At 39.5% G+C, this 26505-nt stretch carries 17 protein-coding genes; all 17 read right to left on the bottom strand.

Features of this window, described 5'->3' with window-relative positions; genetic code table 11:
* Window positions 1–8: 8 nt before the first annotated feature.
* The gene (gene uup / locus I6E78_RS13670; RefSeq protein WP_011328343.1) at window positions 9–1925 is read right to left on the bottom strand and encodes an ATP-binding cassette ATPase Uup; all 1917 of its coding nucleotides are present in this window, start codon (window positions 1923–1925) and stop codon (window positions 9–11) included.
* A 15-nt stretch (window positions 1926–1940) separates the two neighbouring features.
* Complete coding sequence (locus I6E78_RS13675) at window positions 1941–2180, bottom strand: glutaredoxin family protein (protein WP_041454446.1); 240 nt, start codon at window positions 2178–2180, stop codon at window positions 1941–1943.
* Window positions 2173–4290, bottom strand: a complete 2118-nt coding sequence (gene rlmKL, locus I6E78_RS13680) for a bifunctional 23S rRNA (guanine(2069)-N(7))-methyltransferase RlmK/23S rRNA (guanine(2445)-N(2))-methyltransferase RlmL (RefSeq protein WP_011328345.1) — start codon at window positions 4288–4290, stop codon at window positions 2173–2175. The genes I6E78_RS13675 and rlmKL overlap by 8 nt, the downstream gene beginning before the upstream one ends.
* A gap of 90 nt (window positions 4291–4380) precedes the next feature.
* A complete protein-coding gene (locus tag I6E78_RS13685; RefSeq protein WP_197182708.1) occupies window positions 4381–4911 on the bottom strand; it encodes a cell division protein ZapC in 531 nt (176 codons plus the stop codon).
* A gap of 179 nt (window positions 4912–5090) precedes the next feature.
* Complete coding sequence (pyrD, locus tag I6E78_RS13690; protein ID WP_011328347.1) at window positions 5091–6101, bottom strand: quinone-dependent dihydroorotate dehydrogenase; 1011 nt, start codon at window positions 6099–6101, stop codon at window positions 5091–5093.
* A gap of 136 nt (window positions 6102–6237) precedes the next feature.
* Window positions 6238–11067 carry an NAD-glutamate dehydrogenase gene (locus tag I6E78_RS13695; protein ID WP_011328348.1) on the bottom strand — a complete coding sequence of 1610 codons (4830 nt, stop codon included), beginning with the start codon at window positions 11065–11067 and terminating at the stop codon, window positions 6238–6240.
* A gap of 210 nt (window positions 11068–11277) precedes the next feature.
* Entirely contained in the window at window positions 11278–13599 is a 2322-nt protein-coding gene (locus tag I6E78_RS13700) for an efflux RND transporter permease subunit (RefSeq protein ID WP_011328349.1), read from the bottom strand.
* Entirely contained in the window at window positions 13599–14594 is a 996-nt protein-coding gene (locus tag I6E78_RS13705; protein ID WP_193038629.1) for a YCF48-related protein, read from the bottom strand. Before I6E78_RS13705 ends, I6E78_RS13700 begins: the two co-directional genes overlap by 1 nt.
* A gap of 131 nt (window positions 14595–14725) precedes the next feature.
* Entirely contained in the window at window positions 14726–16090 is a 1365-nt protein-coding gene (locus I6E78_RS13710; RefSeq protein ID WP_011328351.1) for a DUF1329 domain-containing protein, read from the bottom strand.
* A gap of 13 nt (window positions 16091–16103) precedes the next feature.
* On the bottom strand, window positions 16104–18203 hold the full coding sequence (locus tag I6E78_RS13715; protein WP_011328352.1) for a DUF1302 domain-containing protein: 2100 nt from the start codon (window positions 18201–18203) through the stop codon (window positions 16104–16106).
* A 253-nt stretch (window positions 18204–18456) separates the two neighbouring features.
* The gene (locus I6E78_RS13720) at window positions 18457–18678 is read right to left on the bottom strand and encodes a DUF2835 domain-containing protein (protein WP_086998601.1); all 222 of its coding nucleotides are present in this window, start codon (window positions 18676–18678) and stop codon (window positions 18457–18459) included.
* 3 nt (window positions 18679–18681) lie between these two features.
* Window positions 18682–21276 carry an aminopeptidase N gene (pepN, locus tag I6E78_RS13725; RefSeq protein WP_197182709.1) on the bottom strand — a complete coding sequence of 865 codons (2595 nt, stop codon included), beginning with the start codon at window positions 21274–21276 and terminating at the stop codon, window positions 18682–18684.
* 48 nt (window positions 21277–21324) lie between these two features.
* Window positions 21325–22809: a Na+/H+ antiporter NhaC gene (nhaC, locus tag I6E78_RS13730; protein WP_011328355.1), complete on the bottom strand. Its 1485-nt coding sequence runs from the start codon at window positions 22807–22809 to the stop codon at window positions 21325–21327.
* Between the two features lie 159 nt (window positions 22810–22968).
* A complete protein-coding gene (gene prc, locus I6E78_RS13735; protein ID WP_011328356.1) occupies window positions 22969–24993 on the bottom strand; it encodes a carboxy terminal-processing peptidase in 2025 nt (674 codons plus the stop codon).
* 26 nt (window positions 24994–25019) lie between these two features.
* Entirely contained in the window at window positions 25020–25658 is a 639-nt protein-coding gene (gene proQ, locus I6E78_RS13740; protein ID WP_086998613.1) for an RNA chaperone ProQ, read from the bottom strand.
* Between the two features lie 15 nt (window positions 25659–25673).
* On the bottom strand, window positions 25674–25952 hold the full coding sequence (locus tag I6E78_RS13745; RefSeq protein ID WP_011328358.1) for a hypothetical protein: 279 nt from the start codon (window positions 25950–25952) through the stop codon (window positions 25674–25676).
* Entirely contained in the window at window positions 25952–26410 is a 459-nt protein-coding gene (locus I6E78_RS13750) for a GAF domain-containing protein (protein WP_011328359.1), read from the bottom strand. Before I6E78_RS13750 ends, I6E78_RS13745 begins: the two co-directional genes overlap by 1 nt.
* Window positions 26411–26505 lie beyond the last annotated feature (95 nt).

Below are 26505 nucleotides of genomic sequence, written 5' to 3' on the forward strand. Positions count from 1 at the left end.
AGTCCTTACTACTGATTTTTTAATTCTTCAAGTTCTTCCCAGCGCGAAAACGCGGCCTCAAGGTCTGACTCAAGTTTTGCCAAATGGTTCAATGCCTTAGCCGTTATATCACTGTCTTGCTTAAAAAAATCAACATCACTAACTATGGCTTGTTGAATTTCAACATCGGCTTCGAGTTGTTCCATTTTATTAGGCAGTTGCTCTAATTCAAGTTTTAATTTGTAAGAGAGTTTATTACCTTTAGCCTCTGCTTTAACTACTGGCGCAGCAGGTGCTTTTTCAACTTTTTTAGTTGCTTGCTGTGGTTGATTTTTTTGTTGCTCTGCTAAGTAATTAACATAGGCTTCGTAATCACTGTAGCCGCCAACAATATCAGTAATTTTGCCATTACCTTCAAATGCCCAAACACTAGAGCAGGTATTATCAATAAACTCACGGTCATGGCTTACTATTAATACTGTGCCTTGATACTGGTTAATAATATCTTCCAAAAGCTCTAATGTTTCTATATCCAAATCATTAGTTGGCTCATCGAGTACCAATATGTTTGACGGTTTTAAAAACAGTTTCGCCAATAACAAGCGGTTTTTTTCACCACCCGAAAGCGCTTTAACTGGTGTACGGGCACGTGCTGGCGGGAACAAAAAGTCTTGTAAGTAACCTAATACATGGCGCGAGCGACCACCCATCATTACTTCTTGCTTACCTTCAGCAACGTTGTCTTGTACTGTTGCTTCTTCATCTAATTTTTCACGGTATTGGTCAAAGTAAGCAAATTCTAAATTAACACCTTGCTTAGTTTCACCGCTATCTGGGGCTAGGCTACCAAACATTAATTTTAATAACGTTGTTTTACCAATGCCATTAGGACCAACTAAACCAATACGATCGCCGCGCATAACCAAGGTTGAAAAATCATCTGCAATCACTTTATCTTTAAATGCATGACAAAGATGCTTAGCTTCAAATACCAATTTACCCGAACGATCTGCGGTTTCAATATTAAAGTCTGTTTTACCTACTTGGTCAACACGTTGTTTACGCTCGTTACGTAGTTGCTTAAGTTCACGTACGCGCCCTTCATTACGGGTTCTTCGTGCTTTAACACCTTGGCGTATCCACGTTTCTTCTTCGGCTAAACGCTTATCAAATAAAGCATTTTGGCTTTCTTCAACTTTTAAGTCGTGGGCTTTTTGCTCTAAATAAGTAGCATAGTCGCCAGGGTATGATATTAATTTACCACGGTCTAAATCTAAAATACGCGTTGCAACAGCACGAATAAAGGCACGGTCATGCGATATAAATACAATGCCGCCTTTAAATTCTTTTAAAAATTGCTCAAGCCACATAACACTTGCCATATCTAAGTGGTTAGTAGGCTCATCTAGTAATAATAAGTCTGGCTCACTAACCAGTGCACGAGCAAGTGCAACTTTACGTAACCAACCACCTGAAAGTGACTCAAGCTTAGCATCAGGTGTTAACTCTAATTGGGTTAAAACAACTTGAATGCGACTGTCAAAACGCCAGCCATCAACCGCTTCTAATTGGTTTGATAAACGCTCAAGTTTATTTAATAACTTATCGGTACATACGGTTTGTAGCTCTGTACTCACATGATGAAAATCAATCAGTAAGTTGGCAATTTCAGGCATACCTTGAGCAACATAATCAAATACAGTGCCGCTTGCGCCTTTTGGTGGATCTTGTTCTAAACGAGAAATTCTTATACCGCCAAGCTGGTTTATTTCGCCATCATCTAATAAAACCTCACCATCGAGTACTTTTAATAACGTTGACTTACCAGCACCATTTCGACCTACAACACACACACGCTCGCCACTTTCAATCACTGCATCTGCTTTATTAAGCAATGCATGAGTACCAAAGGCCAGTTGTGCTTTTAAAATTCTAATTAAATCCATAATTCTTCTTTGCTCTTATTCTGCTTGCGCTAAAAATTCACGCACGTCTAGTGCAGTAAAAGGCCAAAATAATTGTTGGCCTTGCTCACTTTTAAATACCGGAATACTAACCTGATAATCAGCAATAAGCTGATCATCAGTCATAATATCTACTAGCAATAATTCATTGTGGCTATTAACTAATCCCTTAATTAATTGCTCAGCTTGTTCACACAAATGACAACCATCTGTGTGATATAAAATCCACTTAGCCATGGGTAATTAACCAGCTATTATGAATTTTTTTATTACGCTTAAAATCAGGCGATAAGGTTTTGTCAGAAATATTAACCGCTTTTAAGCCCAAGCCAATTAAACCCACTTCATCCATAACAAAGCCACGTTTATTATTAGAAAAAATAAGCGTACCCGACGGGCTTAATATTTTTTTAACCCAAGTTAATAACTTAATATGATCGCTCTGCACATCAAATGCATCTTTCATACGCTTAGAGTTTGAAAACGTCGGGGGATCTAAAAAGATTAAATCGTACTGCGCCGTCGCATGCTCTAGCCACTTTAAGCAATCTGCTTGCTCAAAACGGTAGCGAGTATTACTAATATTATTTAAATCAAAGTTGTCTTGGCCCCATTTTAAATAGGTTTTTGACAAGTCAACCGTGGTAATTGCTTTAGCGCCACCAAGTGCTGCATGTACTGACGCTGTACCTGTGTAGGCAAATAAGTTTAAAAAGCGCTTATCTTTGGCGTTTTCTTGAATATAACGACGCATTAAACGGTGATCTAAAAACAAGCCAGTGTCTAAGTAATCAAATAAATTCACTTTAAACTTAGCGCCAAACTCTTCAACCACCATAGTGCGGTTTTGTTTAGCCATTGGCGTGTATTGCTCTTCGCCTTTTTGCTTTTTACGTACTTTTACAGCAATATTCTCTGGTGCTATTTTGAGTTGTTCAGCGGTTAAGCTGATCACATCTTGTAAGCGTTTTTCAGACGTTTTTTCATCAATTTCTTTCGGGGCTGCGTATTCAAAAATAACCGCTGAGTCACCGTAAATATCTACAGCAACGTTGTACTCAGGAATATCAGCTTCGTATACACGGTATGCTGTAATTTCGTTTTGCTTAAGCCAGTTTTTTAAACCCTGCTTGTTCTTTTTCAATCGATTAGCAAAAGACATTGAACCTTCAAAATTCAGCGCTTTTTTATCATCGGTTGTCAGGCTTACTTGTTTGTCATCAAGTTGATACAAGTTAAGTTCAACATCTAACGGGCCATTTTTAAATTTATAACGTTTCAGCCTAACCAACTTTAACAGCTTAAATAAGCTCTCATCCATACCCAGTAAAGCAAGCTTCCAATGATTGAAGTGCTTTTTAAAGCCCACACCTAAATTACGATGTAAATCTACAAGCTCAGCCATAGAACCAATACGCTCACCATAAGGTAAGTTAGATATAACTACGCCAGGTAATTTAGCCACTGCGGTTAGTTTAGTTGCATCACTTTGTTTAAACTTAATAATATCGTCTAGCTCAGCACGTTTTGCGTTATCAATTGCCTTACCTAATACTTGAGCGTCGTAATCGTGGCCAATGAGCCATAATTTAGGGTCTATAATATTGCCCAGCAATTCTTCTTTTAGCTCTTTAAATTTCGCAGCTCTAAAACTTGGTAAGCGCTCAAATGCAAAGCCTTCGCGAAATAAGCCGGGAGCTTCGTTGCGCGCCATACCGGCAGCTTCAATTAAAATAGTACCTGCACCACAACATGGGTCAAACAAAGGCTGATTTACATTTTCAAGCCAGCCGCTGCGTTTGATTAATGCCGCTGCTAAATGCTCTTTTATAGGTGCTTTACCTTGGCCCTGTCGGTAACCACGCTCAGATAAACGCGGGCCAGAGTAATCTATATACATAGATACGCCATAACGATTTAAACGCGCAACCACACGCACATTAGCGTCTTGTTTATCAACATTAGGGCGCTGCTCGAATAAGTCGTTAAAGTAATCAACTATGGCATCTTTTATAACTAAACCAGAAAACTGCGTATTTTTTAATGAGTCGTTGGTGCCATTAAAGTCGACAGCAAACGTTTGTGTAGGCCCAAACCATTCTTGCCATGGTTGTGAGCGAGCAAAGTTATACAGGCTATTTTTGTCATCTACGCCTTCTTTTTCTTCAATAAGCATAAGCACGCGCGTAGCAAAACGAGTCGATAAACACACCTTTTGCGCCAATAATGAGTCTGCCTCAAAGCGAACAGAACCAACAGTTTGCTTAGACACAGTTGCGCCAAGTTCTGTTAGTTCATCAACCAATAAATTTTCGATTCCGATAGAAGTAAGTGCGATAAATTGCAAAGTAGTAACCCTTAATAGCTAATTGCGCAGGATTATAACATAGGTTTGCATACAAACACGCCATAAACACGGGCTGAAAATAAAATTAGATTAAGCTATTTTGCTATGAATATGCTGATTTAAGAGAGGATGTACACGATTGTTTAAAACGCGAATGGCTTCAAACTGTACTAATGATAAATTATCATCTAATTGAAAATTTTCACTTAGGTTAATACACACAGATGCATCACTGCTGTGCTCTACAATTAAAAACTCTCCCGACTGCGCTTTAGAGGTTAAATTAATAACGGCTTCAGTACTTGGAGTGTTTCCTGTGTATTGCTCAAAAAACCAACTTTTAGCAAGTACTGGCTTTAATTGAAATTTCACTGCGGTTGCATTGAGTGATATTTGACATAATTGCGCTGGATTCCACAGCTTAAATTGCACAAGATATTGATAAACTTGTTCATAAAAAGCGGCATCTTCTAAGCTAAAATAAGGGTTTTTAAATGTGCTGTCAGTAAGTTGTCTTAACTTATAAGGAGTGCAGAGCTGCATATCTTCATTTAAATCAAGTAATAAGCGGTTTTTTTTGGCGCAAGATATCCACTGCCATTGCTTTGATGCTTGTAACATATCCCCTCCACGCTTAGCATTTAAATATAATAAAAACAATAAGCACAAAGTATAGCCGCTTTTAATCATTTTTAAAATGTTTTATTAGAACATTTATTGAACGATCAAAAGCTTAGAGGGCAAGTTAGCCTTTTAGTGTTAAAACAAACTTAACTTTTAAGGCTAAGTAGCCCTATTTTTTATAAACTATCAACTATCGATTTAATTAATTGTGGGCCTTTATAAATAAAGCCAGTATAAATTTGTACTAAATCGGCACCTGCGTTTATTTTTTCTTTCGCCGATGACACATCGTCAATACCGCCTACACCTATAATAGGTAACTGCCCATTAGTTAAGCGCTTTAGCTCGCTAACTACATGCGTCGCACGCTCCCTAACTGGCTGCCCCGATAAACCACCGGCTTCGTCAGCATATTGCTGACCCGCAACCATGCTACGCTCAAGTGTAGTATTGGTAGCAATTACCCCATCTATTTTATTGCTTAGTAAAGATTCACTTACTTGAGCAATTTGGATTGGATCTAAATCTGGCGCAATTTTTACCAGCATAGGTACCTGTTTACCATGTTTAGCAACAAGATCAAGCTGCTCGTTTTTCAAACTTTGTAGTAAATCATCAAGGGCTGCACCGTATTGTAAATCACGAAGCCCTGGGGTATTTGGCGATGAAATATTAACAGTTATATACGAGGCATGTTCAAACACCTTGCGCATGCAATGTATGTAATCGTCTTTGCCTTGCTCATTCGGTGTGTCTTTATTTTTACCAATGTTAATACCTAAAATACCGGTATAGTTGGCTGCTTTAACGTTATTAACTAAATTATCAACGCCTTTGTTATTAAATCCCATGCGATTGATAATGGCATTTGACTGCGGCAATCTAAACATACGTGGTTTATCGTTACCAGCTTGTGGGCGCGGAGTAACTGTACCCACTTCAACAAAACCAAAGCCCATTTGTGCAAATGCAGTAATACACTCTGCATTTTTATCAAGCCCTGCAGCAAGACCAACGGGGTTTTTAAGTTCTAAGCCTAAAAAATTAACTGGTTTATTCACAATATTTTGTGACCAAGCAGCGCTTAATGGTGTATTGGCAAAACGACTTAAATTATTAAGAGCGAACTCATGCGCCCACTCCGCATCACGGGTAAACATAAAACGGCGAGCTAAATCGTAAAACATGAATATAATCCTCTTAAAATGCAGACAAAAAAATACCTCAGACTAGGCCGAGGTATTGTATAACAATTTTAACCATTAACTCATTATTTTCACCAAGGAAAATAATGAGTAGGCATTAATTATGGTTTTTATTCTATTACACGCAGTTATGGCTTAATAACATGAGTTCACGTAGTGCTACTGAAAACTTAGCAAAATCGTGAGTTTGTGATGTTCTAAACTCTGCAAGCATTTGCTTCCAACGTTGTAATAATAACTCTTGGCTATCCATCCATTGCTCAATTTGGCCATTAACATCTTTGTTATCATCGGCAAAACCGTTTAATACCACTTCTGCTAATGTACGTTGTTGCCAATCAAGCTCTTCGCGGTACGATGCACGCGCTAATGCCTGCCAATGGTTTGCTACTGGTTGCTTAGTAATTTGCTCTAAGAACCAATGTAAGCCCATGTTTGCACCAAGCTTGAAGTAAGTATGCGATACAGTATCGATACTTTGTTTCGAACTTGCTGAGATTTCAGCTAAGTCCATAGCAGAAAACAAGCTAGATAAACCAGTAATGCGATTAGCTAGTTCTGCAGGCACACCACTTTGTGTTAACTCTTGGGCAGCTGCAACTAAAAGCTCGCCTTCTTTATCAACCATATACGTTGTTAAATTAGCACTTAAATCTGCAAATGTTGGCGCAAAAAATTCAACTGTTTGGGTAATTGTTTGTGCTTTGTTGCGATGACGTAAGAACCAACGTGTTACACGACGAACCGTGCGACGTAATTGGTATAGCATTTCGGTTTGTACAGCAGCCGGAATTTTATTATCAAGTGCAACAACCGAGGCCCACGTATCGCTCATTTGGAACAACTCGCTGGCAATTGAATAACATAAAGCAATTTCAGCTTCATTTGCACCGGTTTCTTCATGCATACGCACCATGAAGTTAAGGCCCATATCGTTAACAATTTGATTAGCCAGTTTAGTGGCAATAATTTCTTTACGAAGTGGGTGGTTATCCATCGCTTCGTTAAACTTCTCACGCAGTGGTAACGGGAACGAATTAACTAACAATTGACGGTAATATGGATTTTCCGTAATTTCATCTGTAACAAATGACTCTTTAAGTACCATTTTAGAGTACGACACTAAAATCGCTAACTCTGGACGTGTTAAGTCTTTGCCAGCTGCTGCACGTTCTGCTAATTCTTCATCACTTGGGATAAACTCAATCGCACGATTTAGCTTGCCTTCTTTTTCAAGAGCATGAATAAAGCGAATTTTCTCTTTAAGCGTTGATGAGCCTTTAGATTGAGTAATTGAAATAGTGTGTGTTTGACGATAACAATCATTCAATACCAGCTTAGACACTTCGTCTGTCATAGCGTATAAAAGTTCATCGCGTTGCTTGCGCGTTAAGTCACCTGAGGTAACTAAACCATTAAGTAAAATCTTAATATTAACTTCGTTATCTGAACAAGTAACGCCACCTACGTTATCAATAAAGTCAGTATTAACACGGCCGCCTTTCGCTGCAAATTCAATACGTCCTAACTGAGTTGCACCTAAGTTACCGCCCTCGCCAAATACTTTAGCACCTAGCTCGCCACCGTTAATACGCAGTGCATCGTTTGCACGATCCCCTACATCGGCGTCAGTTTCTTTGCTGCTCTTAACATAAGTACCAATACCACCATTCCACAATAGATCGTAATCCATCATTAGCGCAGCTTTGATCAGTTCAGTTGGTGTCATGCTTGCTTTTTTAGTGCCTAACATTTTTTTCATTTCTGGGCTTAGTGTAATCGACTTAGCCGCACGAGAGAAAACACCACCACCGGCAGAAATTAAATCTTTATTAAAGTCTTCCCACGATGAACGCGGTAATTTAAATAAACGTTCACGCTCAGGATACGTTGCTGCTGCATCTGGTGTTGGGTCAATAAAAATATGCATATGGTTAAATGCAACTTGTAAACGAGTATGTTTAGATAACAACATACCATTACCAAATACATCCCCTGCCATATCGCCAATAGCTACCACGGTAAAATCGGTTGTTTGACAATCAATATCCATTTCGCGGAAATGACGTTTAACTGATTCCCACGCGCCACGTGCTGTAATACCCATTTTCTTATGGTCATAACCCACTGAGCCACCTGATGCAAACGCATCACCTAGCCAAAAGTTATATTCATTTGCAATGCCATTAGCAATATCAGAGAAAGTTGCAGTACCTTTATCGGCTGCTACAACTAAATAAGCATCATCGCCATCGTGGCGAGTTACATCTACAGGCGCAACAATTTCACCTTGTACAATATTATCTGTGATATCTAACAAACCACGAATAAAGATTTTGTAACACTCTTGGCCTTCTTTTAAGAATGCTTCACGCTCAGTTGGCAATTGTTTACAAACAAAACCGCCTTTAGAACCTACTGGCACAATTACCGCATTTTTCACTTGTTGTGCTTTAACTAAGCCAAGTACTTCAGTACGGAAATCTTCACGGCGATCTGACCAACGCAAGCCACCACGGGCAACACTACCGTATCGTAAATGCACACCTTCAATACGCGGAGAATATACAAAAATTTCAAACGCCGGTAATGGTAATGGTACGCCAGGAATTAAGCTTGGCTTAATTTTAAACGATACATACGATTTAAATTGGCCATTGCCATCTTTTTGAAAGAAGCTAGTACGCAGTGTTGCCACTATCATATCAACGTATAAACGTATAATACGGTCATCATCAAGATTGGCTACGTTTTCAAGTTCTAAATATATTTCTGTACTAAGCTTTTCAAGTGTTTTTTCACTTGCAGGGCTTTTAACTGAGAACTTTTTAGTAAACAAGTTAACAATTTTTGCTGCAATGTGTGGATAATTTGCAAAAGTGCCTTCAATGTAAGCTTGCGAGAAGGTAACCCCAATTTGGCGCATGTATTTAGCGTACGCACGTAATATTGACGCTTCACGCCCAGTAAGACCACCCATTAATACTAAACGGTTAAAACCGTCGTTTTCTAAGCGGTTATTCCAAACACTGGTTAACGCAGCGCGAAAACGTGCTGAAATTTTATCAAAATCTGCCATCCCTTTGCTATCAATTAGCATAGAGAAATCCATGATCCAATTAATGCTACCATCGCTAGTTTTAACTGAATAAGGTGTTTCGCCAACGACACGTAAGCCAAAGTTTTCTAGCATCGGCATCACATCAGATAAGTGAATAGGCTCATCTTTATGAAATAAGCTTAAACGCACAACATTGCTGTTAGCTTCTTCTTGCGGGCGATAAAATAACATTTCAAGTTTGTTTTCATCGTTAAGCATTTCTAGCTTTTCAATATCAACAACAGCTGCACTTGGTAATACTTCATCTTTATATGAGCGAGCAAATGCTTGAGCATACTTACGGTTTAATTCATTACCGCGTGCTTCGCCAGCTTGCTCTAGTAAGGCTGATTGTAATTTATCTTCCCAAGTACGGGCCGCTTCAACTAAATTGTTTTCAATGTCTTTCACTTTATACTCTATATTATTATCAGTCACACGCACGGTATAATGAGTACGTGCTAGTGTTGACTCAGAGAAATAGGTTGTAAATTCGACTTTTTCGTCAGAATTAAATGCATTTGCTAAAATATTTTGCGTTTCATGACGCAGTGCCGTGTTATAGCGCTCACGTGGTACATAAACCATACATGAGAAAAAACGTCCATAGGCATCTTTACGTACAAACAAGCGACACATATCACGCTCTTGTACTTGCAACACGCCCATTGCAACTTCTAGCAATTCGCTTTCGCGGGCTTGTACAAGTTCATCTCGCGGGTAGGTTTCTAAAATATTAAGCACCGCTTTATAAGCATGGGTGCCTTTGGCAAAATCACACATTTGCATAATACGGTCAATTTTACTTTTAAGAACCGGTACGTCTGCCGCACTGTAGTTATAAAAGTTTGACGAGAACAAGCCAATAAAGCGATCCTCACCAATAACATTGCCTTTGTCATCAAAACGTTTTACACCAACATAGTCGATATAAGCCGGACGATGTACGCGTGATAATGAGTTAGTTTTAGTTAAAATTAGTAAGTTACTACTACGCGCATCTTGGCGAGCAGCTTCTGGTAATTCAGAAAGTAGACGAGTGTGTTCTACACCGGCATTTTTCATCAAACCTAAACTGGTTTCCATTACGCCTTTTAACTCGTAATCACCCTGTATTGGCGATAACTCATATTGGCGATAGCCCATTAGGGTAAAGTTGTCTTTAACTAACCAGTCTAAAAACTCAACCGTTTCATCTACTTCAGCATTATTTTTGCCAGCACGACGTTTTGGTAGCTCTTTACTAACTGCAATTAGCTTTTCGCGAATTGGCTGCCAGTCTTCTACCGCTACCGACACATCTGTAAGCACAGACTCTAACTCTTGTTTGAAAGACTCAATCACAGCTGAATCTGTTTGACGGTCAATTTCAATAAAGAATACTGTTTTGGTCGAGGTTGATTCTTGCTCTGCTTTTAAACCAGATAAACCTGAGATTTTGTCATTTTCATCTCGTTGGATTTTAAGCGGGCTATGTAGTAATAAGTGAGAGGCAATATTTTCACGAGTCATGGCCATACGTACTGAATCAACTAAAAACGGCATGTCTTTAGCTATAATCTCAACAATGGTATGCGATGACTGCCAGCCATCTTTTGCCACTTCTGGGTTGAAAACGCGAATAACCGCGTCATCAGACGTGTTCTTTTCTAGCGAATTCCAAAGGCTTAGTGCAGCACCATATAAGTCACTATCGTTACGATTAGCCAAATCCTCTTTAGACATATTGCTGTACAAGGCTTTGGCGAATTTTTCAACGAGTAACACATTATCAGCGCGAACTTTTTTGTGGATAAGCTTACAAACATTATCTAAAATAACTGAGGCTTGACCTTCATTTCGTGTCATTGTTTATTCCTTAAATCTATTACTGCTTAATAGCAGAATATTTGTACAGCATTTATTAGCGTGGAGTCGAACAAATTCTAACTCGTTTACAACTAATAAACAGCCTTTTACGATGAAAACATTTTTAGCTTTTCAGCTATTTGGTCATCTATTCACAAATTATAGATATAAATGGCCTTTACAGGCCATTTAGGAGCAAACTTATTCACTTTATTTTTTCTGGTCAGTCCAGAGCAAGCTACCAATTGCTGGTAAAAGCAGCACTGCACCCAGCATATTTACTAAAAACATGAAGGTAAGCAAAATTCCCATATCAACTTGAAATTTCAAATCAGAGAAAATCCAAGTACTCACGCCAATAGCAAGTGTAATACCGGTAAATAATACTGCACTACCGCGCTCAATTAACGCATTTCGATAAGCCACACTCAGCGGTACATTTTGTTTTAACTGTCCCATCATCGACGACAATATATAAATACCATAATCAACGCCTATACCCACACCTAATGCAATAACTGGCAGTGTAGATACGGTTAAGCCAATTTCCAGCTGTACCATTAGTGCTTGTGCAAGAGTAGATACCACATACAGAGGCAACACTACTGCAATGGTTGCTTTTACGCTTCTAAAGCTTAGTAAACACAAAACAATTACAGCGCCGTAAACATACAGCATCATCGGAATTTGCGCCGCTGACACTGACTCGTTTGTGGCTGCCATTACACCTACTGGGCCTGATGCGAGTTTAAACGCAACTTTATCTGTACCCTCTTCTTGTGCAAAGCGTTTAACACTTTCAATTACAAGATCAATTGTTTGCGCTTTATGATCATCTAAAAAGATAATCACTGGCATCACTGAGCAATCGCCGTTGAGTAATCCCGTGCTGGTTTCTACCCGCGAGGTAGATTGTACTAAGCTTGCAGAGTTACGTGGCAGGCTTTGCCATTTAAGGTTACCTTCGTTATAACCGGCATTTACCGACTGCGCTACCGAGCTTAAGCTTACCGCTGATTGCACACCGGCCACATTCTCTACTTTGTACTGAAAGCGGCTAATACGCTGCATCACATCATGCTCAGTACATGCTGCAGGATACGCTTCTACAATTACCTTTAAGATATCAGACGAAATGGTGTATTTGTCCGAGATTAAAAATGTGTCTTGGTTATAGCGTGCATCTTGGTGCAATGAAGGTGCGCCAGCATGTAAGTCCCCAATACGCATTTTATCTGCTTGCCAATAACCAAGTGCAAATAACACTAAAGTAAAAGCAATTATCATTTTAGCAATTTTAGGATCGGTGGCTTTAACCAATAAATCTCTAATTGCATCAAGCATATTTGGTTTTTTAGCATCACCCGATTGAATATGTACACTATTTTCAAAGTGCATATACGACGCCCATACAGGGAGTAAAATTAGGTTAGTAAATATAATTACCGCAACACCTAAACTAGCAGTTATAGCAAGCTCTCTAATAATACCAATGTCAATGGTTAGCAGAGTTAAAAAGCCAACCGTATCCGATAACAACGCAATGCCGCCTGGGATCAATAATGCTCTAAAGCTTGACTGACAACATTCTCGCGTACTTTTACCCTCGCCTACTTTTTTACCTATCGCGTTAATCATCTGCACACCATGGCTCACACCAATTGCAAATACTAAAAAAGGTACCAAAATAGACATAGGATCTAAGCCAAAGCCTAAACTCGACAGTAGCCCTAATTGCCAAATTACAGCAATGATCGAACACATTATAGGTAAAATAGTCAGCTTTAAACTGCCACAAAATAGCCAAACCATAATAAAAGTAAAGGCAATCGCGATGGCAAAAAATACCACCACACCTTTTGCACCTTCGGCTATATCACCGGCCATTTTAGCAAAACCAATTATATGAATACTCACCTTGTCGGTGCTTAGCGGTTCACGTAGTTGTGTTTCGAGTTTTTGCGCAAATGCTAAAGTATCGAGCTTTTCTTGGGTTTGCGGATCGGTTTCCATTAATTGCGCTGTCACCATCGCACACGAATAATCACTGGCAATCATGCGCCCAACTACTTTCGCTTTTTCGATATTTTCTTTAACGACCCCTAAACCCTGTTTATCGGCTTTAAAATTAGCAGGAATTATTGGCCCGCCGGCAAAACCATCTTCAACTACTTCAACAAATCGAGCGCTGGGTGAAAATATTGAATTTACTAAAGGTCGATTAACACCAGGGATAAAATATAGCTGGTCGTGTACCGCTTTTAATTGGGTAAAAAATTCAGGATTAAAAATATCGCCGCTGTCGTCACACACCGAAATTAAAATACTGTTAGCGCCACCAAACTGCTTTTCATGTTTGGTGTATACCTTCATATAATCGTGGTTTAACGGAATGTTTTTATTAAACGAGGCATCAAGTTGAATTTGTGTCGCTTTAAATGCCAATAAACAGGTTATAAGCACAAAACTTATAAGCATAATTAAGCGATGTTTAAATATCGCATTTTCTATAAAGTCTAAAATCTTATGCATTAAGGGGTCAACTCCTTCACTTTAATGCCATCTTCTGTTGCCATGATTAGTTTATTATTTAAAATCACACCATCTAGAATTGCTTTACCGTCGGCCAACTGCTCATGTGTAAGCTCAGCGTTTTGCAAATGAAAAATCACGCCGCTATTGGCCAACATTAGCCATTGTTCATTGTTATAATTTATGATGTTGTTAATCGTTGCTGTTTTTTTATTATCAAGGTGCTGCCAATTTTGATCACCTTGCTGGCGAGTAAAAACATTGCCTCGTAATCCTGCCACTACCTCTTGCTGCGCATTGGCGCTAAATGCAAAAAATGATCCTGGGTAAATTTCGTCAACTCGCTGCCATGTTAAGCCTGCATCGGTACTTTTTGCCATTAAGCCCATTTCACCCACTAACATTAAACCGTCTGGAGTTTGCTCAATGCGGTTAAAGTGCGGCAAAATTGAGGCTGTTTCTGCTTCATAACCTTCTGGGTCGTGTTCTTTTAAATCACTCAAATATTCTCTATCGTCACTAAATAATAGCGAGTCTAAAAAACGTTTTTGCCAGTGCTTACCACCGTCACTGGTTTGATAAAACATGCCATAAGCCCCCACAGCATAACCATGTAGCTCATCTTTAAATAAAATATCTAAACACGGTTTATCTATCTCTGGCTTAGCTTGTTGTAAATGCCACGTTTTACCACCATTTGTAGTATTTATAATTGTTGCATCGTGCCCACAGGCCCAGCCATTGTTTTCATTAGTAAAATCAACCGCAGTTAACAATATTTGAGTTGGCACCGATTCTGCTTGTTGCCAATCAATACCATTAATACTTGTAATTACAGTGCCATGCTTACCAACAGCCACTAAACCCGCTTTAGTTTGGGTAATATCAGTCAATAACGTTTTATCGGCGTTTATTGCACTAATAGCAAATTGAGGAGCTTCTTGTGCAACACTCGCACCGCTGAGGATCAGGCTGGCATATACCAAATACTTCATAAATTTAAATCGCCTTGAACTGGGGAATTGTTTGTCTATTTAGGTGAGGAAAAGCCCTGCGCGTCAAAAAGACAAACGCGATGAGAAAGGAAAAAAGGCACCTAACCAATCGGTTAGGTGCCTACTATTAACTATCTACCTTCGCGACGTAATGCGCTTGATGTAAACTCATTGTCGTTAAACGACTGAGAAAAATCATACATTTTGTGCTGGTTATCTAAACCAATTGCTAAGTAACGACGAGAGTTTAAATCATGATAAACCTCTAACGTACTCCACTGCGTTGGTACTTCATAGTAGTTAAGGCCATAAGCCATAGCTACACGGTAAAGTTGGTCACGGTTATCGTAAATATCGGTAACCTGTACTTGCCAGCTATCTTCATCAATATAAAACACACGTTTTTTATAAATATGGCGCGTATCATCTTTTAAGTTAGCTTCAACCACCCACACACGGTGCTTTTCGTAGCGTGTATGCTCAGGGTTAATATGTCCTGGCATTAATATTTCGTCATAGCTTAGTTTATCGCTATGGAGCTTATAACTATTGTATGGAATATAAAGCTCTTGCTTACCTTTTAATGTCCAGGTGTAACGGTTTGGTGACCCGTTAAACATGTCAAAGTCATCAGTGGTACGTAAGCTGTCAGCTGCTGTACCTGGTGCATCATAAGCAACGTTAGGTGCACGACGAACACGACGTTGACCACTGTTGTAGGTCCATGCTTGGCGTGGCGTTAATATTTGGTCCATGGTTTCATGCACTAATAACGCAGTACCCGCTAGGCGTGCCGGCTCGGTTACTTTTTGTTTAAACTTAAACAAAATATTTGAGTCTTGCAGTTGCGCAGGTGTAGCACTTGGATCTGAGTATTTAACTAGTAGTTGCTCATCAAAACCAACATAGTTATACGAACCCGAAGCGGTAGGTGCTGCTTGGCCGCCAAAACGCTCAATAGACTGACCACGGTAACGTAGCAAGTGATTCCAAATTGCCTCTAAACCAGTTTTAGGAATAGGAAATGGAATACCAATTGCTGTACTTTTAATCCCATTACCGCCTTCTATTAGCTCTGCAGTGGGTGCAAATTGCTTAGTTGCATCATATACAAATTGCGGGAACGAAGCAGAGCGACGAGTTGCATATACTGGCATTTTAAAGGTATCAGGATACGCTTCAAATAACGCAATTTGGCCAGGGCTTAAGTTCGCTTTATATTTTTCAATATTGCTTTTATCAATAGTAAACAACACTTTATCCGTATTAAACGGGTCTAAGTGATGCATACCTGCTTTATAACCTGCCGGTGCTGCGGTAATACCACCATTCCACGCAGGAATAGAACCATCTGCATTGCCTGCTTTTTGAGCGCCTAGTGGCGTTAAGTCTGCACCTAAGCGCGCAACTTCTTCGCTGCTAATTTTAGCTAAAGCAGCGTGACTTGCAAACAAGCTACAAAATGCAGTAGCAATGAGGGTAGGTTTTTTAATCATAATAATATTACCCCTAAATAGAATATTTTAAGTTAAATGAAATGTAATCGCGATCAGAGAAGGTATTAATGTCGCCGCCACCCCAAAATGAGTTGTAGCTAACATCTAATGACCACGCATTTTGATAGTTAAAGTTCATGGTTGCACCTAACGATTTACGATCCTCTATAAACAAAAACATAGGATCTGGCGTGCTACCATTTACGTCATGAGAAAATACAAAACGTGGCGAAAAGTTAATACCGTTATACAGGTTATAATAATCACCTTTAGCAATTAAGCGATAACCCCACGATGTAGCCGTAGCAAATTGTTTTTGCTCTGCTCCATTTGATAACGCCATATGTAGCGCAGAATAATCAGAACTGCCTGGGCCGGTCATAATGCCACTACGCCCAGTACCAGAAACGTTTAAACGCATTTCATCGTACTCCGGCATACTATGAATACGCACGCCACCAACCTCACCTACCACAGCCCAGCTATCTGCACCCAAAGATGGGCCAAATAAATGCGTCGCGGTAAATTGTAATTGACTGGTATTACGCTCTATATAACCTTTTGCTAGCTCGCCTGGGCCAACAACACTGACAGCATTGCCTTGGCTCATTTGTGAAATACCTGCAAATTCAGGGCGTAAACCTGCCACTGCTAATTGCTCTGGCATTGCAGCGTAAAGTAGCTCTACGTCATCAATTTGTAGTGGTTCATCTTCGCGAAAAGTAAACTCACCGGCAAACGCAGTTTCACCTAAAGATGTGTTGAAGCTCAAACCATAGAGTTTAATGTCTTCTGGGTATTCATTTTTTGCTAAAGAGAAAGCTCTTAAATTATGAATATTATCTTCAGTGATTTCAGTCGTTGTAATCATTGCTAAATCTTGGGCAAGTGAAGCTTGAGTAAAATTAGACACTCGACCAGATACTAACGGGCGACGGCTATGATAATTCACATGATAAAATGCCACTTCCGTGTCATTAAATTCAGGTAAAAACACGCCTAAACGTAAACCGTATTGGCCGCCGTCATCCGGCTCTACTTTACCTTCATCGCCTTTACCTTTTAGTGCTACCTTAGTTGGATAGGCTAAATACATTTCGGCCAGTAGCGCTTTGCCTTGAGCACTTGAAGGATCAACGCCTTTGAGTGAGGCTGCTAGGGCAAAGTCAGAGGTTAAATTATTTAAACTGTCGGTTAAAAATGCTAAATCAATATCAGGATTTGAAGTAAAACCTAACTGCACATTTTGCTGATAACCATTTTCAGAGGCAAAGTCATTGGTAGAAAAATACGTTCCCGTTGCTGGTAAGCGTGTTTCTTGCCATTGGTATTGATAAAAACCCTCTAAGGTTACGTTATCAGTAATACCTAACGACGCCCATAACATACCAACAGGTATAAAGGCTTCTTTAAGCTCTGCACCAGGCGCTTTTAAACGGTCTATGTCAACTGGGTTAACGTTAATACCATGCGATATTAATGTACTTTCACCCCAATTTATTACTTGTTGACCAACGCGAATTGATAGTGGGTTTTTTCCTTCATTTAAATCAAAGCTTGCCCATACATACGCATCTAATAAACGGATGTCAGCACAGCTTTGTGCTTTTGTATCTTTGTCATCACATGGATCGACGCCTTGGCCTGAGGTAGGGTTTACATAAGCACGATCGCCATCCATTAACTCAAAGTCATAAAAATACATAAATCGAGTAAACAAACCATAATTATCTTTACTGATAGATAGATCATGGGTGCCCTTTAATAGTTTTGAAAACGAATCACCACTATCAAAGTTTAAATCGCCTGCATCACCATTGTTTGAATATGATCCTGGTTGCGCCCACACATCTTGCGATGAGTAAACGGTATTGTTTAAGGCTGGGTTATAACCCGTCCAATCGAATGAAGGGTTGTTACTTTTACCTATTAAGCCAAAGTCTCGGTCTTCTACACGAATACTTTGCCCATAAGAAAAAGTGGAGTCGAAAGTTATATCAAAACCTCCGGCTTCAAAAACTGCCGCTTGTGCAGTCATTGCAGATAACCCTAAGCTTGCGGCTGCTAAACCTATAGCGATTTTATTTTTAACAAAAAGCGATCTTCTTATCATTTTGGTTTCCCCCCTGTCGCGGGTCATTTTGTGTGATCAAGTTATTGTTTTTAGTGTAATCGTAACGATAGAAGCGAATTAAACAAATTACAAACAGTCGCCTTCAATCAGTCATAATCTTTTTTTATTCACTGACGTTTACGCAATGGTAAGACGTCATACCAGTAATTTATACACGCAAATTAACAATAGGACAAATCGAAATTAACAAAAAGGCAATATTTATGTATATCTATAACATAAATACAAGCGCTTAGGCTACTCGTTCGAGGCGGATAAACTTATTTTCGGGGGTAAGTATCAATCTAAACCTACCTCGCACCCCTAAACTAGAAATGTAGGGGCGCAGGTAGTTTGCGGCAAATCGAATGGTTTTACCGCTGTCATCTACAACTTGTACTGAGCTATAACGTCCATGGTAGTAATCCATGCATTCGTTGTAGCTCAAATTTAATCTAAAATAATATTCAATCATGATTTAATTTAAGGCTTTTTCAACCTTCTCAAATAAATCGTCGCTCAGCGTATCTAAATCAGCTAAACGCTGCAGTTGTGTTTTCATTGCTGCAGAACGTACTTTATCGTAACGTTTCCACGACATAAAAGGAGTTAACATGCGTGATGCATTTTGCGGATTAATAGTATTGAGCTTAATGAGTAAATCACCAAGCAAAGCATAACCTTGACCATCTAGGCGATGAAATTGCGCGGTATTAAAGTGACTAAAACTGCCAATTAAAGCACGCACTCGGTTAGGGTTTGAAAAGTCAAAACAAGGATGTTCATACAGTGCTTTAATATTGTCAATTGCATCATCACCCGACTGCATGGCTTGCAGTGCAAACCATTTGTCCATTACTAATACGTCGTGTCGCCATTGGCTATCAAAATGTGCAAGCAAGGTGTCACTTAATGTATGCGACGCTTTTATAGCACCACTGAGCGCACCGAGCACATTGGTCATATTAGTTGAGCTTGCAGCATCTTTTATAAATTCAGCCGCTGATAAACTGTCTGTTTTTGCTAGGTAATACAAACATTGTTGTTTTAATGAACGTATTGCCACAGCAGCCGCATTAACACTGCCATCGTCTTCAAGTGCTTGGTAACAATTAATAAATTCTTGTTCAAGGGTATCGGCTATTTGCTGTTCAAACTGCTGTGTAATATTAAGAATGGCATCAACTGGGATCGTCTCAAACTCAGCTGCTAAGGTATCAAAGCTAGGGAGTTTTAACAGTTCAGCAAGTAATGCCAAGTCACCTGCTCTACTGGCTATTAATACCTGTAATGCTGCTATTATTTCATTACTTAATGGTTCAGGTTTTTTGCTTGCAATACCACGCTTAACCGCATTAATAAATAGCTGTTGCTGTGCATCCCAACGCGAAAAATCGCTACGCGCAAAGCGCATTATGTGCAATAGGTCTTGATCGTTACTGTGCTGCTTTAATATACACGGGGCTGAAAAGTCTTCCAATAAAACGGCAACAGGTTGCTCTGCTAGCTGATCAAAATTAAATGTTTGCGTTGCTTTAGTTACATCAAGCACATGATCAACGCTCTGACCTTTATATTGTAACGGTACACTTTTTCCCTTGCTATCTAACAGCTCAATTGCAAAAGGAATATGCAAAGTATCGTTTTGTGGCTGATTAATTGGCGCAGCCTGCTCAATGGTAAGGCTAAACGTTTGCGTCTCGCTATGGTAACTTTGTTGTACATTTAAACGAGGAGTACCCGATTGGCTATACCAACGTTTAAATTGCTCTAAGTTAATATTAGATGCATCACTCATAGCACTTACAAAATCGTCACAGGTAACCGCTTGGCCATCGTGGCGTTCAAAGTAAAGTGTCATGCCCTTTTGAAAGTTAGTTTCACCAAGCAAGGTGTGCATCATACGTATAACTTCAGCACCTTTGTCGTATACAGTCACAGTGTAAAAGTTATTCATTTCAATTACTTTTTCTGGACGAATAGGATGCGCCATAGGCCCTGCATCTTCACTAAACTGGTGAGTACGCATTACTTTAACGGCATCAATACGGTTTAGCGCTCGCGAGCCCAAATCACTGCTAAATTCTTGATCTCTAAATACTGTTAAACCTTCTTTTAACGATAACTGAAACCAATCTCTACAGGTTACGCGGTTGCCGGTCCAGTTATGAAAGTATTCATGCCCAACAATAGATTCAATGGTGTGATAGTCTTTATCGGTAGCGGTTTCTTGATTTGCCAAAACGCACTTACTATTAAAAATATTAAGCCCTTTATTTTCCATCGCTCCCATGTTGAAAAAATCAACGGCAACAATCATATAAATATCAAGGTCATATTCTAAATTAAAGCGTGTTTCATCCCACTGCATCGCTTTTTTAAGTGAGCTCATTGCATGCGGTGTTTTTGACAAGTTACCTTTATCTACAAATAAGGCTAAATCGACATTCTTACCACTTTTTGTAGTATAGCTGTCATTTAATACATCAAAGTCACCCGCCACTAACGCAAATAAGTAACTTGGCTTTTTAAACGGATCTTGCCACTTAGCAAAATGACGACCGTCTTGCGTTTCACCGCTATCTACCATGTTGCCATTAGAGAGTAACTGCGGGTATTTTTTGTCTGCTATTATGGTTACATCGAATGTTGATAAAACATCTGGACGGTCCATATAGTAAGTTATTTTTCTAAAACCCTGCGCTTCACACTGAGTACAATAAGCCCCACCCGATAAATAAAGTCCTTCTAGAGAAGTATTTGTTTGCGGAGAAATTTCGGTCACTATACTAAGTTGGCAGTGATCTGGTAAATTATTAATAATGAGTTGCTCACCCACTATTTTATAATCGCTAATATCATGAGTATCTATTGAAAGCGACACTAAGCGTAAATCAATGCCATCGAGTACTAAAGGTGCCGTTTTAGCGCCCACGCGGCTCAATGTAAGTAGCGCAGTGACTCTTGTTGTTAATGGCTGTAAATCAAAGTTAAGCTCGGTGTGATTAATTAAAAAGTCTGGCGCTTGGTAATCTTTTAAATATTGTGTTTGCGGTTTTTGTGCGGCAGTCATAAATACTCCAAAAAAAGCCCCTTTTATGTTTAAAAGAGGCTGTTTAAATTAAGCAGTCTGTTTTGGTTTAATACGTAATATTTTAATACCTAAATAAGCATAAATAATTGCCAATACAGGGTTAATTAAATTAAAGAAAGCATACAGTGCATAGTCAAATGGATTGATCAGTAACACGCTTTGCATATAGGCACCACAGGTATTCCATGGGATCAGCGGGCTGGTAATTGTGCCGCCATCTTCTAAGGTACGCGATAAATTAACCGGTTTTAAACCACGGTTTGCATATTCTTCTTTAAACATCCGCCCCGGTACCACAATAGCAATATATTGATCCGCCGCAATGACGTTTGTACCAATACAAGTCGCTATAGTTGCAGTGATTAACGAACCTGTGCTTTTTGCGATTTTAAGAATACTCTTAACAAACACATCTAACAGCCCCGTTTTTTCCATAATAGCGCCAAACATCAGTGCCGTCATAATTAGCCAGGTTGTTGTAAGCATACCTGACATACCGCCCCCACTGAGGAGTGCATCCATATTGTCGTCTTGGGTACTAATACTAAAACCATCAAAAAAAGTGGTCCAAATTAATTTAAAGTAGCCTATTAGCTGGCCTTGGCTTATATCTATTTGGCTGGCAATTAAATCAGATTGAAACAACACAGCCCACACAGCGCCAAGTACCGCGCCTATCGATATAGCAGGAAACGCTGGCATTTTGCGTATCGCAAGTACTAAAAGTACAATTAAAGGCACTAGCATTTCTAAACCAATATTAAAGTTTTGCTGCAAAATAGCAGTAATTTCATCAATACGCCCTGCTTCACTCGATGCAGTCGCGTTAAACCCCATAAATATAAAGATTATTAAGGCAATTACAAAGCTCGGTACTGTAGTCCATAGCATATGCTGAATATGTTCAAATAAATCTGCCCCCACAACCGCAGGCGCTAAATTAGTAGTCTCTGATAGTGGACTAAGCTTATCGCCAAAATACGCGCCCGATATAACCGCACCAGCCGTTACTGTTTGCTCTAACCCTAAGCCTGTAGCAACGCCTAATAAAGCCACACCTATTGTAGCCGCTGTGGTCCACGAACTACCAATGCTCATTGCTACAATGCCACAAATTAAACAACTAGCTGCATAAAACCAACTCGGATTAATAACCTGTAAGCCATAGTAAATTAGCGTAGGTACTGTGCCCGAAAGCAACCAAGTGCCTATTAACGCACCTACCATAAGTAAAATTAAGATAGCACCTAACGACAAGGTGATCCCTTCAATCATCGCATCTTCTAGTTTTTTCCAATTGTAGCCATTTTTTAGACCTATTAATGCTGCTGCAAAAGTAGCAAATAACAAAGCTATTTGATTTGGCCCAGAAGAGGAATTATCACCAAATAGATAAACAGCCGCACCAAGTAAACAAATGAGAACTGAGATTGGAATGAGTGCATCAAAAAACGAGGCGGGTTTTATTGGTTTTTCTTCTAATGACTTCAAGATAAAGACTCCTACACACATCTAATGCATGTTAATTATTCTTCTTAGCACATACAGCGCATTAATCGAGCAACATTGATCTAGCTCAACTTTGTGTAATCAGCGATTATAACAATCTTGTAAATTATGGGTAGCAAAAAAGGCGCAATTGCGCCTTTTTTTATAGAGGTAAACCAATTATTACTTTTTGGCTATACGCCCGTATTTAATATAGTCTTGAGTGATCAGGGCTGCTTCCTCTAAAAATGGATCCAGCTTTTCAATTACTTCCGGCACATCATCTAGGTTTTCGATTGGTTTTTCACCTAAACGCGCTAAACGCTCATTAGTACGCACTAAAGCGCGTGCTTCATTTTCATCTTTTTCTTTAATACGCTGAGCTTCTACTAACGAAATAGTTTTGCGGTCTTTCTCTTCGTTGTAGCGAGTAATGTCTTCAAATACATAATTAAACTCTGGCTCTGACTGAATACGCTGCGCATGTTGCTTATCTAAATACGTAATAATCGGTTTTAAGTCACCCATTTCTTGGTATCTAGCGCGTACTATGCTATCCCACGGCAGTGCATTATCTTGTTTGCTTTCTCCCCACTCTGCGGGATCGATTGCAGATGGAAACGAAATATCAGGAATAACGCCTTTGTGTTGTGTGCTACCACCATTTATGCGGTAAAACTTAGCAATTGTATACTGCACACTGCCAAGCTCGTTGTCGTACAGGTCGTACGCTCGCCCTAAGCCTTTGTGCTGTTGTACAGTGCCTTTACCAAAGGTTTGCTCGCCAATCACAATACCGCGACCATAATCTTGTATCGCTGCTGCAAAAATTTCAGAAGCAGATGCACTGTATCTGTCTACTAGAACAGTTAACGGGCCATCGTAGTACGTAATACCATCGCGGTCTTTCTGCTCTTCAATACGATTATTAAGAGTGTGAATTTGTACCACAGGACCTTGGTCGAAAAACAATCCAGAAAGCTGTGTTGCCTCGTATAAAGAACCACCACCATTTTGACGTAAATCTATAATAACACCGTCTACTTTAGCTTCTTTTAGTTTAGCTAGTTCAACTTTTACATCTTGCGACAAGTTATTATAAAAGCCAGGTATTTCAATAACGCCTATTTTACTGGTTAAATCGGAATACTGTGCTTCAAACACTTCAGATTTGGCTGCTCTGTCTTCTAGGCGTATTTTATCTCGGGTTATTTCAACTATTTTAGGCGTACCGTGCGCATCAGCGCCTTTTAGATACTGTAAACGTACTTTTGTACCTTTAGGGCCTTTAATTAAATCAACCACGTCATCTAAGCGCCAACCTATCACATCAACAAACTCTTTACCGTCTTGGGCAACGCCAATAATGCGGTCATCGGCTTTAATTTGTTGTGATTTATCGGCAGGACCACCCGGTACTAAACTGCGAATAACGGTATAGTCTTCGTCTGGGCTTAATACTGCACCTATGCCTTCAAGCTCTAGGTCCATATCCATTTTAAATTGCTCTGCACGGCGCGGCGATAAATAAGAGGTATGCGCCTCTATACTGCGTGCAAGCGAATTCATTACTATTTGAAAGGCATCTTCGGATTTTGATTGTACTAAACGCTTTTGTGCATTTTTATAGCGCTTTACAAGTACATCCTTTATACCTTCCCAATCTTTACCGGTCATTTTTAAGCGTAGTGCGTCATATTTAACGCGCTCACGCCATATTTCATCAAGTTCGTCTTGGGTGGTTACCCAATCAGCATCTTCTCGATCAAAAAAGTATTCATCTTGTTTATCAAACGTCATCTCATTTTCAAGTAATGAAAGCGAGTAATCATAACGCTCAAAGCGACGTTTAAGGCTTAGGTTAAAAATATCAAACGTAAAGCCTAACTTGCCGGTTACCAATGCGTTATCAAAGCCATTACGATATTGCTCAAATGACGCAATATCGCTGGCTAAGAATACACTTTTATTAAAATCAAGGGATTCGATATAACGATCGTACACTTTACTTGAAAGCTCATCGTTAAATCGAACCGGTGTATAGTGTGAACGAGTAAATAAGTTAACCACTCGTTTGCTGGCTGTAGCATGTTGACTTTCTTGCTTGAGCAACGGTAAGTCTTTTAACGTAACGGCTTCAACGGCAGCAAATAATGAACCTGAAAACAGGGCAGCAACTAACGGAATGAGCGTAAACTTTTTACTCATACACAACTCCTTAATTTATTTTCAGCTTAAATAATGTATAAGCTGTCAGCTTTGGTTTTAACTTGCATACCAGTCACTAATTCAACATGAACGTCGTCTTTGTTCACTTCAGTGATTATTGCATTAACAAGTGCTTGGCCAAGTTTAACCTTAACCTTATTATTAACCTTGACCTCACTTGCTGGTAAAGGTTCAATTTTTCCTGAACGCTTAACCGGTGCGGCTTTAGCTGTTTTATCTGCTGAAGTAGCATTTTTAGCGGCATGAGCAGGTTTCTTTTTGAAAGATTTTGCATCTGCATCTGGACGCGGACGTTGCTGCTTTTTGCGTTTAGCCATTTTCGCGCGGCTTTCTTCCAATGCTTTTTGTGCATGGTCGATATGCTCTTGCTCAACTTTTTCAGCTTGATTACCATCAAGATCAATACGAAACTCTGACTTAGTCACAGCTTCTAAATAACGCCAGTTAGACGTGTATTTTCTAAGCGCTTGGCGCACTTGAGTCTTGCTTACTTTTTCAGACCCTTCAATACGCTCAGCAATATCTTTAAAAATACCGACTTTAAGCGGTTTGATACCGTCTTTTTGTTTAAAACACTGCGGGAATTCTTGATATAAAAATTCCAACACTTCGTTCATATCTTTTAGCTTGTTTGTGGTTTCCATTTTAGAACCTATTTTTCACATCTTTTCATCAAGGGACGAATCAACATAGTGTATTACCCAGTCGACCAATTCTTCGAAGTCGGCCTCAATTACAGCCATATCACCACGAAGGTGTTCCCAAATACCATTAATTGTTTCATCGATAAATTCACACTCGGCTTCGTCTGGTAGACGATCCCAAGCAATATGAATCAAATCATTGAGCGTTTCCGCTACATGTTCTTCATCGCCTTCCCAATCGCCCACATCTTGTACGGCAAAAAGGTAGTCTTGAACATTTAGCAAGTCTTTCATTATAGGCTTGCCTCTAAGCATTTTACTAATGCTTCAAGACCCGCTTGATCGTCAGTATCAAATCGGCTAATACTTGGGCTATCTATATCAAGTACAGCAAATACTTTACCAGCTTTCATAATAGGTACAACTACTTCAGAATTTGACGCTGCATCACAGGCTATATGCCCATCAAAAGCGTGAACATCTTCTATTAATTGTGTTTGTCCGGTTGCAGCGGCGGTTCCACATACACCCTTTCCTACCGGAATTCGAATGCAAGCTGGGTTACCTTGAAACGGACCAAGCACTAATTCGGTAGGTGAATCCATAAAATAAAAGCCCGCCCAATTTACATCATCTAATGAAGTAAATAACAGCGCGCTTATATTTGCCATATTAGCAATTACATTCGATTCACCGCCTATCAGCGATTGCGTTTGCTTAACTAATGACTGGTAAAAATCGTGCTTTTGCATACCAAACTACTTCTTATTAAACATACAGTAGCTAAAGGTACTCTTTGTCGTGAAAAATTGAAACCTTTTGCGGCTAAAAAAAAGGAAAATGCACG

The sequence above is a fragment of the Pseudoalteromonas sp. NZS127 genome (genome assembly GCF_015864805.1).
GTDB classification, from domain to species: domain Bacteria; phylum Pseudomonadota; class Gammaproteobacteria; order Enterobacterales; family Alteromonadaceae; genus Pseudoalteromonas; species Pseudoalteromonas nigrifaciens.

Bases quoted from the DNA above. Each gene is read 5' to 3' on its own strand.
- I6E78_RS13675 (WP_041454446.1), bottom strand. From the start codon at position 2,180: ATGGCTAAGTGGATTTTATATCACACAGATGGTTGTCATTTGTGTGAA.
- I6E78_RS13695 (WP_011328348.1), bottom strand. From the start codon at position 11,067: ATGACACGAAATGAAGGTCAAGCCTCAGTTATTTTAGATAATGTTTGT.
- I6E78_RS13750 (WP_011328359.1), bottom strand. From the start codon at position 26,410: ATGCAAAAGCACGATTTTTACCAGTCATTAGTTAAGCAAACGCAATCG.
- uup (WP_011328343.1), bottom strand. From the start codon at position 1,925: ATGGATTTAATTAGAATTTTAAAAGCACAACTGGCCTTTGGTACTCAT.
- I6E78_RS13700 (WP_011328349.1), bottom strand. From the start codon at position 13,599: ATGCATAAGATTTTAGACTTTATAGAAAATGCGATATTTAAACATCGC.
- I6E78_RS13710 (WP_011328351.1), bottom strand. From the start codon at position 16,090: ATGATTAAAAAACCTACCCTCATTGCTACTGCATTTTGTAGCTTGTTT.
- I6E78_RS13715 (WP_011328352.1), bottom strand. From the start codon at position 18,203: ATGATAAGAAGATCGCTTTTTGTTAAAAATAAAATCGCTATAGGTTTA.
- I6E78_RS13720 (WP_086998601.1), bottom strand. From the start codon at position 18,678: ATGATTGAATATTATTTTAGATTAAATTTGAGCTACAACGAATGCATG.
- I6E78_RS13745 (WP_011328358.1), bottom strand. From the start codon at position 25,952: ATGAAAGACTTGCTAAATGTTCAAGACTACCTTTTTGCCGTACAAGAT.
- pyrD (WP_011328347.1), bottom strand. From the start codon at position 6,101: ATGTTTTACGATTTAGCTCGCCGTTTTATGTTTACCCGTGATGCGGAG.
- pepN (WP_197182709.1), bottom strand. From the start codon at position 21,276: ATGACTGCCGCACAAAAACCGCAAACACAATATTTAAAAGATTACCAA.
- prc (WP_011328356.1), bottom strand. From the start codon at position 24,993: ATGAGTAAAAAGTTTACGCTCATTCCGTTAGTTGCTGCCCTGTTTTCA.
- I6E78_RS13705 (WP_193038629.1), bottom strand. From the start codon at position 14,594: ATGAAGTATTTGGTATATGCCAGCCTGATCCTCAGCGGTGCGAGTGTT.
- nhaC (WP_011328355.1), bottom strand. From the start codon at position 22,809: ATGTGTGTAGGAGTCTTTATCTTGAAGTCATTAGAAGAAAAACCAATA.
- proQ (WP_086998613.1), bottom strand. From the start codon at position 25,658: ATGGAAACCACAAACAAGCTAAAAGATATGAACGAAGTGTTGGAATTT.
- I6E78_RS13685 (WP_197182708.1), bottom strand. From the start codon at position 4,911: ATGTTACAAGCATCAAAGCAATGGCAGTGGATATCTTGCGCCAAAAAA.